The 13,744-nt window shown below is 60.0% G+C and carries 10 protein-coding genes; 6 read left to right on the top strand and 4 right to left on the bottom strand.

Annotated features, from left to right (window positions below; all coding sequences use genetic code 11):
- Window positions 1–1,323, top strand: coding sequence for an MFS transporter (locus MHM86_RS08580; RefSeq protein WP_239197955.1), 1,323 nt, complete (start codon window positions 1–3; stop codon window positions 1,321–1,323).
- Window positions 1,324–1,348: 25 nt separating this feature from the next.
- On the opposite strand, the gene MHM86_RS08575 is transcribed toward MHM86_RS08580, so the two are convergent.
- Together MHM86_RS08575 and MHM86_RS08570 are read right to left on the bottom strand one after the other, a co-directional pair.
- Entirely contained in the window at window positions 1,349–2,263 is a 915-nt protein-coding gene (locus MHM86_RS08575) for a LysR family transcriptional regulator (RefSeq protein WP_239197953.1), read from the bottom strand.
- Between the two features lie 72 nt (window positions 2,264–2,335).
- A complete protein-coding gene (locus MHM86_RS08570; RefSeq protein WP_239197951.1) occupies window positions 2,336–3,238 on the bottom strand; it encodes a LysR family transcriptional regulator in 903 nt (300 codons plus the stop codon).
- Between the two features lie 168 nt (window positions 3,239–3,406).
- Here MHM86_RS08570 and xdhA point away from each other — a divergent pair, with 168 nt between their 5' ends.
- From xdhA to guaD, 4 genes are all read left to right on the top strand, one after another.
- On the top strand, window positions 3,407–4,864 hold the full coding sequence (gene xdhA, locus MHM86_RS08565; RefSeq protein WP_239197949.1) for a xanthine dehydrogenase small subunit: 1,458 nt from the start codon (window positions 3,407–3,409) through the stop codon (window positions 4,862–4,864).
- Window positions 4,865–4,876: 12 nt separating this feature from the next.
- Entirely contained in the window at window positions 4,877–7,210 is a 2,334-nt protein-coding gene (gene xdhB / locus MHM86_RS08560; protein ID WP_239197947.1) for a xanthine dehydrogenase molybdopterin binding subunit, read from the top strand.
- Window positions 7,211–7,213: 3 nt separating this feature from the next.
- Window positions 7,214–8,068 (top strand): xanthine dehydrogenase accessory protein XdhC, encoded by an 855-nt coding sequence (gene xdhC / locus MHM86_RS08555; protein ID WP_239197945.1) that lies wholly within the window; start codon window positions 7,214–7,216, stop codon window positions 8,066–8,068.
- 136 nt (window positions 8,069–8,204) lie between these two features.
- Complete coding sequence (gene guaD, locus MHM86_RS08550) at window positions 8,205–9,524, top strand: guanine deaminase (protein WP_239197943.1); 1,320 nt, start codon at window positions 8,205–8,207, stop codon at window positions 9,522–9,524.
- Between the two features lie 119 nt (window positions 9,525–9,643).
- Here guaD and MHM86_RS08545 read toward each other — a convergent pair whose 3' ends face one another.
- Window positions 9,644–11,284, bottom strand: a complete 1,641-nt coding sequence (locus tag MHM86_RS08545) for a GMC family oxidoreductase (RefSeq protein WP_239197941.1) — start codon at window positions 11,282–11,284, stop codon at window positions 9,644–9,646.
- A 227-nt stretch (window positions 11,285–11,511) separates the two neighbouring features.
- On the opposite strand from MHM86_RS08545, the gene MHM86_RS08540 reads away from it, so the two are divergent.
- A complete protein-coding gene (locus tag MHM86_RS08540; protein ID WP_239197939.1) occupies window positions 11,512–12,852 on the top strand; it encodes an aspartate aminotransferase family protein in 1,341 nt (446 codons plus the stop codon).
- A 236-nt stretch (window positions 12,853–13,088) separates the two neighbouring features.
- On the opposite strand, the gene gph is transcribed toward MHM86_RS08540, so the two are convergent.
- Window positions 13,089–13,733, bottom strand: a complete 645-nt coding sequence (gene gph, locus MHM86_RS08535; protein WP_239197937.1) for a phosphoglycolate phosphatase — start codon at window positions 13,731–13,733, stop codon at window positions 13,089–13,091.
- Window positions 13,734–13,744: the final 11 nt, after the last annotated feature.

Genomic DNA, 13,744 nt, shown 5'->3' with positions numbered 1-13,744 from the left:
ATGTTCTCTATCCTCTCTGATCGCGCGTTTCGCCATCTTTTCACTGCCCAGCTTGTGGCGCTTCTTGGCACCGGTTTGGCCTCTGTCGCGCTGGGGCTCTTGGCCTTTGATCTGGCGGGCGAACAGGCGGGGATGGTTCTGGGCATCGTCTTTATGATCAAGATGGTGGCCTATGTGCTGATCGCGCCCATTGCGGGTGCCTTGGCCGATCGGTTGCCGCGCCGTACCTATCTGGTGGGGCTGGATCTGATCCGTGTGGCAGTGGCGGTGGCGCTGCCGTTTGTCAGCGAGGTCTGGCAGGTCTTTGCATTGATCTTTGCGCTACAGGCGGCTTCTGCCGGGTTTACGCCAGTGTTTCAGGCCACCATCCCCGATGTCTTGCCAGAGGAGGATCGCTATACTCAAGGTCTGGCCCTGTCGCGCATGACCTACGATCTGGAAAGCATCATCAGCCCGACACTGGCGGCGTTGCTGTTGTTACTGGTCAGCTATGATACGCTGTTTCTGGGCACCGCTCTGGGTTTCTTGGGGTCTGCGGTGTTGATCCTGACGGTGATGCTGCCTGCGCCGAAACCCGACGCCAAACGCGGGATCTATGACCGCACCACGCTGGGCACGCGGGTCTTTCTGGCCACGCCGCGCCTGCGCGGGTTGATGGCGCTCAACGTCACGGTGGCGGCGGCAGGTGCGATGGTGCTGGTGAATACCGTGGTTCTGGTGCGGGCAGATCTGGGCCTGTCAGAGGGTGCGCTGGCGTGGACAATGTTTGCCTTTGGCCTCGGCTCCATGTTGGCCGCAATGGCGCTGCCGCGGGTGCTGACACATTTGGCAGACCGCCCGGTGATGCTCTTCGGGGCGGTTCTGATGATTGGCGGGCTGATGCTATTGTCGCTGTTGACGGCGGTTTACGGTTTGCGCTGGCCTGCGCTGTTGCTGTGTTGGCTGATCCTTGGGCTGGGCTTTTCCACATTGTCCACCCCGGCGGGGCGCTTGCTACGTCGCTCCGCCCATGCGGCGGACCGTCCGGCGCTGTTTGCGGCGCAGTTTGCATTGTCGCATTTTTGCTGGCTGTTTGCCTATCCGTTGGCGGGTGTGTTGATCACATGGTTTGGTGTGCAGGCAGCGCTGCTGGGTCTGACGCTGATCGCCACGCTGGGCATGGTCGCCGCCATGCGCCTCTGGCCCGTTGGCGATCCGGTGGAGGTGGAGCACACACACCACAATCTGCCACCTGATCACCCGCACCTGCAGGGCGGCGGGCATCGTCACAGCCACGCGCTGATCATCGATGACGATCACCCGCGCTGGGCCACACGGTTTTAAACATACGCTACCGTATGGTGGGCAGTCACAGCGGCAGCCGCGCCATTTCGGCCTGAATGTGTTCGACCATGAAATCCATGAACAGCCGTGCCTTTGGATCCTGCCGACGTCGGTGCAGGTAAAGGCAGGCCAGTTGGATCGGCACTGGTGGCTCTTCTGGCAGAACCACCTCCAGCCGTCCGGTGGCAAGGTGTTCGGCAATCTCAAACACCGGTTTCATCACGATTCCATGTCCCGCCAGCGCCCATTGGGTCAGCACCTCACCGTGGTCGGTTTCAAACGGGCCAGTCACCGGCACCCGTTGCACACCGTTCGGGCCGTGCAGAGGCCACTGAAATTCCGGTGCGCCGGGGTAGCGCAGGTTCAGGCAATCCTGCGCATCGGTGCGCAACTCATCACTGTTCTGTGGCGCCCCCCGACGGTCGATGTAATCCGGCGCGGCACATAGAACCCGCGGGCAATCGGTGATTTTGCGGATGCGCAGATTGCTGTCCTCCGGCACCCCAAGGAAGAAAGCCGTGTCGAGGCCTTCTGCCGCCAGATCCAACTTCCGGTCTGACAGACGCAAACGTATGGAGATTTGCGGATACTGTTCCTTGAACGCAGGTACCGCAGGGGCAATGAACCGCTGCCCGACGCCCAAGGGGGCCGCCACATAAAGCGTGCCGCGCGGACTGTCGGTGATGTCGGAAATGTCGGCCTCTGCCTCCTCCACCGCCTCTAGGATCTTGCCCGCGCCGCTGTAGAAAATCTGTCCCTGTTCCGTCGGCGTCAGCGTGCGTGTCGTGCGATGAAACAGCCGTACGCCAAGGTGATCCTCCAATTGAGAGATCCGGCTGGAGGCCACCGCGGCCGATACCCGCAAATCCCGCGCGGCTGCGGACATATTGCCCAGTTCATAGACCCGGACAAAGGTGCGGATATTGTCGAGGTAGGCCATAGGATTTTCCGGTTTTTACTAAAGATCGGCGTATTTATTTGAATTTACCTTTAAATCCGCCGCCGCGCCACCCTATAGCCCCAGCCGCGCCTGACTACGTTCCGTCATGAAATCCACAAAGGCCCGCGTTTTCGGATCCTGCAATTTGCGGTGCGGATACAGGCAGCCAAACAGCGACGGGGCAGGGGGCGTGTCTGCCATCACTTCCACCAGGTCACCGCTTGCCAGATGCACTGCCACGTCAAAACGTGGTTTGTTGGCAATCCCATGCCCCGCCAGCGCCCAATCGGTCAGCACGTCGCTGTCATCAGCGTCAAAGCGCCCCGTCACCTCCAGCTTGCGCAGGCCTGCGTCCGTCTGCAGCTGCCAGAAATATTCGGGCGAGCGCGGATAGCGCAGCAGCAGGCAATTGTGGTTCTTCAGCAGATCCTGCGGTCCCGTTGGTCTGCCGTGGTTGGCGATATACTCAGGGGCGGCGACCAGCACACGCTCTACCTCCGCGATCTGGCGGAGTTTCAGGTTGGACTCTTTGGGTACCCCCACAAAAAACGCCACATCCATTCGTTCACTCATCAGATCCACCGCGCGATCTGACAGGCGCATCTGCACCTCCGTCTCGGGATACTCCGCCACAAATTCAGGCACCAGTGGCGCAATGATGCGCCGCCCGACACCCAGGGGCGCGGCCACTCGGATCACCCCGCGCGGGCGGTCGGAGTAATTTGCCACCACCGCCTCCGCCGTGTCCAGTGAGGCCAGCACATTCTTGGCCTCCTGATAAAACAGCTGGCCGACTTCCGTGGGGATGATCGACCGCGTGGTGCGATTGAACAACCTCACGCCCAGCCGCGCCTCCAGCTCTTTGATCCGTTTGGAGGCTACGGCCGGTGTCAGTCGCAAATCGCGCCCGCCAGAGGTGATAGAACCCAGTTCCACCACACGGGTAAAGACGCGCAGGCATTCGATATAAGGCATTTTGGACGGCGTCCTCGCGCTGATCTGCTTATTTGTCGGGCAGGCTATCATTATCAACAGATTGTAGAAAGTATTTAGCGTATAGCGTCATATTCATTGATAGTTGGCGGTGGTATTTTATTGTGGCACACCCCGCTTGCGGGGCAGCCACGCAGTCGGAGGGTCAGGATGAGCCAGCGTAGCGATATTCGGTTTTTGCTGAACGGACGGGCGATCTCGCTGCCGTCGGTTGCGGCGACGGACACACTGTTGGATTTCCTGCGCATCGACCAGCGCCTGACCGGCAGCAAGGAAGGTTGTGCTGAGGGTGACTGTGGTGCTTGTACCGTGTTGGTTGGGCGGTTGACCAAGCAGGGCCTGCGGTATGAGGCGGTGAATGCCTGCATCCGCTTTGTCGCCTCACTGGATGGCTGCCATGTGGTAACGATTGAACATATCCGTGGCGCCGACGGTGGGTTGCACCCTGTGCAGCAGGCGATGGTCGATCATCACGGATCGCAATGCGGGTTCTGCACGCCGGGCATCGTGATGTCGCTCTACGCCTTGTGGATGGAGGTGGCGCAGCCGACCGCCCGTCAGGTGGAGGTGGCATTGCAGGGCAACCTGTGCCGCTGCACAGGGTACGAACCGATCATCAAGGCCGCACTGGCGGTGAGTGAATACGGCACAGCAACGGCAGATTATCTGGCGGAGACCCGCGACGGGATCACTGAGCAGCTGCAGGAACTGCGCGATGGTGCCCGCGTGGTCACGGGACCAGTGGACAATCAGGCGATTGTGCCCGCCGATCTGGATGATTTCGCTGCTGTGCTGGTCGAAAACCCGCAGGCAACGATTGTGGCCGGTGCTACGGATGTGGGTCTCTGGGTGACGAAATTCCTGCGCCCGATCAGCCCTGCAATCCACATCAACCAGATCGACGCGCTGAAACGGATTGAGGTCGCGGATGGTGCCATCACACTTGGCGCGGGGGTCAGCTATTCGGATTTCCTGCCCTTGGTGCAGGAACACTTCCCCTTCCTCCTCGATTACTGGAACCGCATCGCCGGGTGGCAGGTGCGCAACATGGGCACAGTGGGTGGCAATATCGCTAACGGATCGCCCATCGGGGACACCCCGCCGGTGCTGATCGCGCTGGGCGCGCGTGTGACCCTACGCAAGGGTATGGAACGCCGAGAAGTGCCGCTTGAGGCGTACTTCATCGACTACGGAAAACAGGATCTGCACGCGGGTGAGTTTCTGGAGAGTGTCACTATCCCGGTGCCATCCACGGCGCAACTGAATGCGGCTTACAAAATCTCTAAACGGCGGGATGAAGATATTTCCGCCGTTGCGGTGGGCATCTCTGTCACTGTTCAGGCAGGCCAGATCACGGATGCACGCATCGCCTATGGCGGTATGGCAGCCACTCCGAAACGCGCTTCGGCGGCAGAGGCGGCGCTGATCGGTCGCCCCTTTGGCTCAGCCACCTTTGAGGCTGCGGCGCAGGCTGTGGCGACAGATTTCCAGCCACTCAGCGACTGGCGCGCCTCTGCGGATTATCGTCTGCTCTCGGCCAGCAATCTGCTGCGCCGGTTCTACATGGAACATTCAGACGTAGATCAGCCCGTGCGGCTGGTGGTTTGAGGAGGGGTTAAGATGAACAAACACGACACGCTCCCCCCGCTGAAAGGTCTGGTGAATGATGACCGTCAGCATGACAGTGCGGTGAAACACGTCACAGGCCGCGCTGAATACTGCGATGATATTGCCGAACCGATGGGCACGATGCACGCCTACCTTGGTACCTCGACCGTGGCGCATGGGCGCATCCTGTCGATGGATCTTGATGCGGTGCGCGCCGCACCGGGCGTTATTGGTGTGCTGACCGCAGAGGATATTCCTGGCCACAACGACATCAGCCCGACGGGAAAAGAGGATGAACCGGTCTTCCCCACCGAACGGGTCGAGTTTCACGGCCACCCGCTCTTTGCCGTAATCGCCGACAGCCGTGATGCAGCGCGGCGGGCGGCGGAACTGGCGAAAATGGAGTATGACGTCCTGCCGCACGCCCTTGATCCGCTGGCGGCGCGAAATGCAGGCGGCACGCTGGTCACCGACCCGCTGAAGCTGGAACGTGGCGATGTTACGCCAGCGATGGAGGCCGCATTACACCGCATTCGGGGGCGTATGGAAATCGGCGGTCAGGACCATATGTACCTTGAAGGCCACATCGCCTTTGCCGTGCCTGGAGAGGATGATGATGTGACTGTCACCAGCTCTACCCAGCACCCCAGTGAGGCGCAGCATATGGTGGCCCACGTCCTTGGCGTGCCATCGCATGCGGTGACCATAAACGTGCGCCGGATGGGAGGCGGGTTTGGCGGCAAGGAAAGTCAGATGAACCTGTTCTGCGTGGTTGCCGCCATGGCCGCGAAGAAGTGGAACCGCCCCTGCAAAATCCGTCCCGACCGCGATCAGGACATGACGGCCACCGGGAAACGGCACGATTTTGTCGTCGATTACGATGTTGGTTTTGACGATCAGGGCCGCATTCAGGCGGTCGATAGTGTCTTTGCCGCGCGCTGCGGCTATACCTCGGACCTCTCCGGCCCTGTCACCGACCGCGCGCTGTTTCACGCCGATAACGCCTATTTCTACCCGAATGTCCGCCTGCGCAGTGAGCCGTTGAAAACCAATACCGTGTCCAACACCGCCTTTCGCGGCTTCGGTGGCCCGCAGGGTGTGGTCGCGGCCGAACGGATGATCGAAGAGATCGCGTATAAGCTGGGCAAAGACCCGCTAGAGGTGCGCAAAGCAAACTTCTACGGTCAGCCCGGCGATAGCCGGACCCTCACACCCTATCATCAGGAGGTGGAGGATAACATTATCGACCGTGTGGTGGCGGAGTTGGAGGAAAACGCTGACTATCAAGCGCGTCGTCAGGCAGTGCTGGAGCACAACGCAAAGGGCGGCGTGATCCGCAAAGGCATTGCGCTGACACCAGTGAAATTCGGTATTTCTTTCACCGCGACTTGGTACAATCAGGCCGGATCGCTGATCCACGTCTATAACGACGGCTCGATCCACCTGAACCACGGCGGGACCGAAATGGGACAGGGTCTGAACACCAAGATTGCACAGATTGTAGCCGATGCCTTTCAGGTCGATTTCGACCGCGTGAAGATCACCAAAACCACCACGGAAAAGGTGCCCAACACCTCCGCCACTGCAGCCTCTTCTGGGTCGGACCTGAACGGTATGGCCGCGCTTGATGGGGCGGAACAAATCAAGGCACGACTGGTCAAATTCGCGGCAGACTCGCGCGGGGTGGCAGAGGATCAGGTGCACTTTCTGCCCAATACCATCCGTATCGGTGATGAGCTGGTGCCGTTCAACACATTGGTGAAAGAGGCCTATATGGCCCGCGTCCACCTGTCGGCCGCAGGGTTCTATAAGACGCCAAAAATCCACTGGGACCGTGCAGCGGGCAAGGGGAGGCCGTTCTTTTACTATGCCTACGGCGCGTCGTGTTCTGAGGTGTCGATCGACACGCTGACTGGCGAATACACCGTTGATCGCACAGACATTTTGCATGACGTGGGCCGCTCTCTGAACCCGATCCTTGACAAAGGTCAGGTCGAGGGCGCCTTTATTCAGGGCATGGGCTGGCTCACGACCGAAGAGTTGTGGTGGGACGACGCAGGCCGCCTGCGCACCCACGCGCCATCAACCTATAAAATCCCGCTGGCCAGTGATCGCCCGCGTGAATTTAACGTTGAGCTGGCGGAATGGTCGGTGAACAAGGAACGGACCATCAAACGCTCCAAGGCCGTTGGGGAGCCCCCCTTTATGTTAGGCATCTCGGTGTTTGAGGCGCTGTCGATGGCCGTGGCCTCGGTTGCCGATTACCGCGAGTGTCCGCGCTTGGATGCACCGGCGACACCTGAGCGGGTGCTGATGGCCTGCGAACGCCTGCGAACTGGGGGCTAACTCATGTCCATCTCGCGCACACTGCACGATTTTCTCAGTACAGACACCCCCGTGGTGGCCTTGCAGTTGACTCGTGTGCGCGGCTCTTCCCCTCGTGGCGAAGGGACGGAGATGTTTGTCAGCGCTGACGCGTTGTATGGCACCATCGGCGGGGGGCAGTTGGAACACCGTGCCATCGCCGCCGCCCGTGATCTGCTGGCGTCGGGCGACACAGCGGCCACGCTGGATTTGCCTTTGGGGCCAGAGATTGGTCAATGCTGCGGTGGTCGGGTGGAGGTCACGCTGATCCTCTTGGACGCTGCTGGTCGGCAGGCGGCAGTGGATCGCGCCGACGCAGAACAGCGGCTGCTGCCCCATGTCTATATCCTTGGCGCCGGTCATGTGGGGCGCGCTTTGGCGGATCAGTTTCAGCATATGCCGGTGCAGACCATCGTGATTGACCCGCGCCAGGAAGAGTTGGTGCAGCTCCGCGCAGATGTGGACTGTCGCCTGTCTGCACTGCCCGAACATGACATCCACATCGCCCCACCGGGCAGTGCCTTTATTGTGCTGACCCATGACCATGGTCTTGATTTCCTGCTGACCTCCGCCGCACTCGCCCGCGGTGATGCGGCCTATGTGGGCATGATCGGATCAGCTACAAAACGTGCCAGCTTCCTCAACTGGAGCACACAGAATTGCGCCGACAGATTGTCCGTCGCTCAATTGAACTGCCCCATCGGGGCAGGCGGTAGCCGCGACAAGCGGCCAGCCGTGATCGCCGCCCTTGTGGTGGCCGAAGTGATCACGGCGCTGACCTCTGAACCTGCCGCAACCGCCCCTTTGGGGGCAACTGAGCCGTCTCTGGCAGCCCAGTGATCCGCAGACACCATACGGTTGCGTATGGTTGTCTTGGTGATGGTTAAAATATGGAGGTCCCAATGCGGGATTTGAAACAACAGATGCGGCCTTCGGGTCGTTGCGCGGCGGCGTGTGCCCGTCAGATGGTGTGGCTATGACAGAGCAGGGTCTAAAACTCTTACGCGGTCGCCTCCTCACCTTCACCTCAGAGCCGCAGCATGAGGCGGATACCAACGCCTATAGCTATATCGAGGACGGCGCGCTGCTGATCGACGACGGTCGCATCATTGCGTCTGGCGACCACAGCCAGATCGCACCACAAGCGGGCGACGCGCAGGTGATCGACCATCGGCCCAACCTGTTGATGGCTGGTTTTATCGACACACACCTGCATTTCCCGCAGGTGCAGGTGGTGGCGTCCTGGGGCGATCAGCTGCTGGATTGGCTGAACAATTACACCTTCCCTGAAGAAACCCGTTTTGTCGACGCTGACCATAGCGCGCAGATGGCAACGCGGTTTTACGACCTGATCACTGGCCACGGCACCACCACGGCAGTGGCTTTCTGTTCGGTCCATGACACCTCGGCCAATGCTTACTTTGCTGAGGCCGCGCGCCGCGACATGCGGATGATCGGTGGCAAGGTGATGATGGACCGCAATGCGCCGGATGGCCTGCGGGATACAGCGCAATCAGGCTATGATCAGACCAAGGCGCTGATTGACCGCTGGCACGGACAGGGCCGCGCTCTTTATGCGGTGTCGCCACGATTTGCCATCACCTCCAGCCCCGCCCAGCTAGAGGCGGCGGGCGCGCTTATGGGCGAACACCCTGAGTGCTACATGCAGACCCACCTCAGTGAAAACCGCGATGAGATTGCGTTTACAAAGGACCTTTATCCAGACGCGCCTGACTATCTGGGGGTTTATGAGAACTACGGCCTTCTTGGTCCCCGTGCGCTGCTGGGGCATGCGATCCACCTGGAGCCGCGCGAAATCGAGGTTTTGGCTGACACAGGGTCGCATCCGGTGTTCTGCCCCACCTCGAACCTGTTCCTCGGCTCTGGCCTCTTTGATGATGCGGGCCTGCGCGGGCGCGGGATTGTGAACGGCATTGCCACCGACATCGGGGCTGGCACCAGCTATTCGATGCTGCAAACCCTGAATGAGGGGTACAAGGTGCTGCAACTGCAGGGTCAGAAATTGCATCCCCTGCGGGCCTTCCACTGGATCACCCGTGGCAACGCGGTGACGCTGGGGTTGCAGGATCAGATCGGCACGCTGGCGGCAGGGTCAGAGGCGGATATTGTGGTGTTGGATGCCCGTGCCACGGACGCTATGCGGTTGCGTATGGACCGCGCGGAAAGCCTGTCGGAAGAGCTGTTCATCCTGCAAATGCTGGGCGATGACCGTGCGATTGTCCAAACCTATGTCGCGGGCACGCCGCAAAAGGTCGCCGCCCCCGTGGCAGCGTAAAGTTAACCGCGCGATAAACGTGTTGCGACACAATCTCCCTGTTCGCAATACTCAAGGCCGCCCCTTTCCGGAGCGGCCTTTTTTCTTTGGGGCCTCTTTAGCCCCTGTATCAGGGCCAATCAGGCGCTCTGACGGTCCTGTGTCGCACCCGCATGGGCCGCTTTGATCATATCTGCGGCCTTTTCCGCGATCATCACGGTGGGCGCATTGGTGTTGCCGCCAATCAGGCGCGGCATGACGGATGCATCAACGACTCGGATGTTATCTAACCCATGAACGCGCAGCTCAGGATCGACCACGGCCTGATCATCCACACCCATTTTGCAGGTGCCGATAGGGTGATAGATCGTCTCCGCACGTGCGCGGATCGCTTTCTCCCAATCTTTGTCCGTCATGTCGTCATGCACACCAAACAGTTCTTTGCTAGCATAGCCCTTGAGCGGTTCAGTTTTCATGATCTCACGCGTCATCTTGGCCCCCTTGATCAGGGTTGCCAGATCACGCTCATCGCTGAGGTAGCCCGGATCAATCCGCGGCGGTGCCTTGGGATCAGCGCTGTTTAGCGTGACAGATCCACGCGAATAGGGCCGCAGCGCACAGACATGACAGGAATAGCCGTTGCCCCAGTGTAATTTGCGTGCGTGATCATCCACCACCGCGATGGTAAAGTGCAGTTGGATGTCAGGGCGTTCCTCCGCCGATGAGGTCTTGAGGAAAGCCGCGCCTTCGGCAAAACAGGTGGCCGCCATTGACGTGCCATCCTTACGCCAGCGCAGCATTTCCTTCACCACCTTGAACGTCGGCAGGACTCCGATGCCTATGTTGTCTGCGTCCTTGGTCTTGTAGGCAAGGGTGAAGTCGAGGTGATCCTGCAGGTTTTGGCCAACCCCCGGCAGTTCATGCACCATGTCGATGCCATGGGGGGTGATATCCTCGGCACGGCCGACGCCTGACAACTGCAACAGCTGTGGCGAATTGAAGGCACCGCCACACAGCACCACCTCTTTTTTGGCGCGGACGTTTTTTGACTTGTTACCCTGGCGATATTGGATGCCGCGTGCGGTCTTGCCGTCAAACAGGATGCGTTCGGCATGGGCGCGGGTGATCACGGTCAGGTTCGGGCGATCCATGATGGGATGCAAGTAGCCCGCCGCGACCGAACAGCGTTCGCCGTTCTTGGCCGGGTCGTGATACTGCGTCACCTGATACAGGCCGATACCTTCGTTGTCGCCAGCGTTAAAATCGGCCACCTCACGGTGCTGCAGGCGGGTGCCCGCCTCAACAAAGGCGCGGGTGATCGGGCGCGGAGCCTTCTGGTTGCTGACCTGCAAGGGGCCGGTGTCGCCATGAGCGGCATCAGCACCCCGTTCGTTGTTTTCGGATTTGCGAAAATAGGGCAGCACATCGTCCCATGCCCAGCCGTCGCACCCCAGCGCCGCCCATTCGTCATAGTCGCCCTTGTGCCCGCGTACATACAGCATCGCGTTGATCGCTGACGACCCGCCCAACGCTTTGCCGCGCGGTTGATAGGCCACACGCCCGTTCAATCCCGACTGTGGTACGCTGTTAAAGCGCCAGTTGTTGATCTCCACGTGTCCGGGCAGCATTGCGACCACAGCCATCGGCATGCGGACAAAAATGCTTTTACCTTTTCCACCCGCTTCCAGCAGGCAAACTGTGACATTCGGATCCTCCGTCAGCCGCGATGCCAGTGTTGCACCGCCTGATCCACCTCCGACGATCACATAGTCGAATTCCATTTCACCCCTCCCTTAGTTTATTATTTCTACTTCAGCGCAAAGTGCCTGTGATGTCTAATAAAAAGAGGGGGATGCTGAAAACGCGCGTATGAACTGCGGAATAGACTTGGCGGCGTAGAAAAATTTGATCATATTATTCCTGACTTCAGCGGTGTGCAGATCGAATCCCTGCGCCGTGAGGGAATAGCAATGTCGGGCATGCTGCCCGCTCTTTTGGAGGATCGTCCATGACCGTTCAGCCGAACTCAATCGAGGCGCGCGATGCGGCCTATCACCTGCACCCCTACAGCAATGCCCGCAAGGCCGAGTCCGAAGGCTCGTTGATCCTTGAGGAAGGCGAAGGCATCTACGTCACCGACAACACTGGAAAACGCTATATCGAAGGCCTGTCAGGCCTGTGGTCGGTTGCGGTGGGGTTCGGCGAACAACGCCTGATCGATGCTGCCAATGCGCAGATGCAGAAGCTGCCCTATTACCACGCCTTTGCGCAGAAATCGCACACCCCTGCGGTGGAACTGGCCGAAAAGCTGGTGCAAATGGCGCCGGTGCCGATGTCCAAGGTGTTCTTTACCAACTCAGGGTCCGAGGGCAACGATACCGTGGTCAAGCTGATCTGGTACCGCGCCAACGCTATGGGTCAGCCGCAGAAAAAGAAGATCATCAGCCGCATCAAGGGCTATCACGGCGTCACCGTTGCCTCTGCCAGCCTGACCGGTCTGCCGTATAACCACACCTCTTTTGATCTGCCGTTGCCCGGTATTATGCACGCGGGTTGCCCGCATTACGGCGGGTTTGCGCAGGAAGGCGAAAGCGAAGAGCAGTTTGTTGCCCGTCTGGCGCAAGAGCTGGAGGATATGATCCTGGCTGAGGGGCCCGACACAATCGCCGCCTTTATCGGCGAACCGGTGATGGGCGCTGGTGGCGTGATTGTCCCACCCGAAGGCTACTGGGCCGCTATTCAGGCAGTGCTGAAGAAATACGATATCCTGCTCATTGCGGATGAGGTGATCTGTGGCTTTGGTCGCACCGGCCAGATGTTCGGCAGCCAGACCATGGGCATGGAACCCGATGTGATGGTGCTGTCGAAACAGCTGTCGTCGTCCTACATGCCGATCTCGGCGGTTCTGGTGAACGATCGCGTCTATCAACCGGTTGCGGATGAAAGCGATCGCATCGGCACGCTGGGCCATGGCTACACTGGATCCGGCCACCCCGTTGCGGCGGCTGTGGCGCTGGAAAACATCAAGATCATCGAAGAGCGTGATCTGGTCGGTAACGCCGCCCGTCTGTCGCCGCTGTTCCTGTCGCGCCTGAAGGAACTGACCGCCAATCCGCTGGTGAAGGAAATGCGCGGCATCGGCCTCATCGGTGCGCTGGAGTTGAAACAGCAAGGCGACGCCGTGGGCGTGGCCGGTGGTGCGATGGCTGCGGCCTGTATGGAACGTGGCCTGATCGTGCGGAACCTCGGCGACACTGTGGCGCTGTGCCCGCCGCTAATCATCACCGAAGAGCAGATGGTCGAAATGTTCGACATCTACGCCGACGCGCTGGCCAGCCTCAGCTCCTGAGCGGTGGTATCGTGAATGAGAGAAGGCGGGCTGCGTGGTCCGCCTTTTTTATTGGGAGGGTATCAATGCCAAATCAAAGATTTGCCAGCGCCCGAACCTGCGTTTCTATTGAAATCCCGCCCAACAGGCACTGTTGGGCCGCGCCGTTCCGCCCCCACGGGGCGGCGCGTTTGCGCCTCCCCTCGGAACGGCGCTAAGTCACCAATGTTGGGTTGGTTCGGGCGCGATCTTCGCCCTTAAGCCAGCCCCTTCACCAACTCAGGCAGCCGCGCAAAATTATCAAACAACGCATGGTGCGGCAGCTCTGCATGGGGCACTTTGCAATACCCTTCGGTGAACAGCAAAAAGGGCACACCCGCGCGATCAGCGGTTTCCGCGTCCACGTCACTGTCGCCCACATAGACCTGTGGGCCATCCCCCAGCGCGTCAAATGTCGCATGCAACGGTGCGGGATCAGGCTTGCGCACATCCAGACTGTCACCGCCCAGAACCACCTCGAAAAAACCGGCCAGCCCCAGATGATGCAGCACCGCCTTCGCAGGCGCCAAGGGCTTGTTCGTACACACCCCCAGCCGGTGGTCCGCACTCCGCAATGCCTCCAGCGCGGCCAGCACACCGGCGAACACCTCGGACTTGTCTGACGAATGCATGTAGCGCTCTTCCAGCGTCGCCAGCAAAACCGCATGCTGATCCGCCGGAATGCCCCGCGCGGCGCTCATCTTCTCGATCAACACAGCCGCACCATTGCCGATAAAGCCGATCGTTTCAGCCAAGCTCAGCGGTTCCAGACCGCGATCTGCCAGCAGGCTATTGGCGACATACTGGATTTGTGGCGCAGAATGGATCAGCGTGCCGTCCAGATCAAAAACAATACGGGCCATTGGAAACCTCG

Source organism: Thalassobius sp. Cn5-15 (assembly GCF_022347685.1).
Lineage (GTDB): Bacteria > Pseudomonadota > Alphaproteobacteria > Rhodobacterales > Rhodobacteraceae > Thalassobius.
The sequence above is the reverse complement of the archived record's forward strand: the minus strand, read 5'-3'. Positions and strand labels throughout refer to the sequence as shown.

Coding starts and splice junctions, on each gene's coding strand:
- xdhA (WP_239197949.1), top strand. CDS start 3,407: ATGAGCCAGCGTAGCGATATTCGGTTTTTGCTGAACGGACGGGCGATC.
- MHM86_RS08545 (WP_239197941.1), bottom strand. CDS start 11,284: ATGGAATTCGACTATGTGATCGTCGGAGGTGGATCAGGCGGTGCAACA.
- gph (WP_239197937.1), bottom strand. CDS start 13,733: ATGGCCCGTATTGTTTTTGATCTGGACGGCACGCTGATCCATTCTGCG.
- guaD (WP_239197943.1), top strand. CDS start 8,205: ATGACAGAGCAGGGTCTAAAACTCTTACGCGGTCGCCTCCTCACCTTC.
- MHM86_RS08540 (WP_239197939.1), top strand. CDS start 11,512: ATGACCGTTCAGCCGAACTCAATCGAGGCGCGCGATGCGGCCTATCAC.
- MHM86_RS08570 (WP_239197951.1), bottom strand. CDS start 3,238: ATGCCTTATATCGAATGCCTGCGCGTCTTTACCCGTGTGGTGGAACTG.
- xdhC (WP_239197945.1), top strand. CDS start 7,214: ATGTCCATCTCGCGCACACTGCACGATTTTCTCAGTACAGACACCCCC.
- xdhB (WP_239197947.1), top strand. CDS start 4,877: ATGAACAAACACGACACGCTCCCCCCGCTGAAAGGTCTGGTGAATGAT.
- MHM86_RS08575 (WP_239197953.1), bottom strand. CDS start 2,263: ATGGCCTACCTCGACAATATCCGCACCTTTGTCCGGGTCTATGAACTG.
- MHM86_RS08580 (WP_239197955.1), top strand. CDS start 1: ATGTTCTCTATCCTCTCTGATCGCGCGTTTCGCCATCTTTTCACTGCC.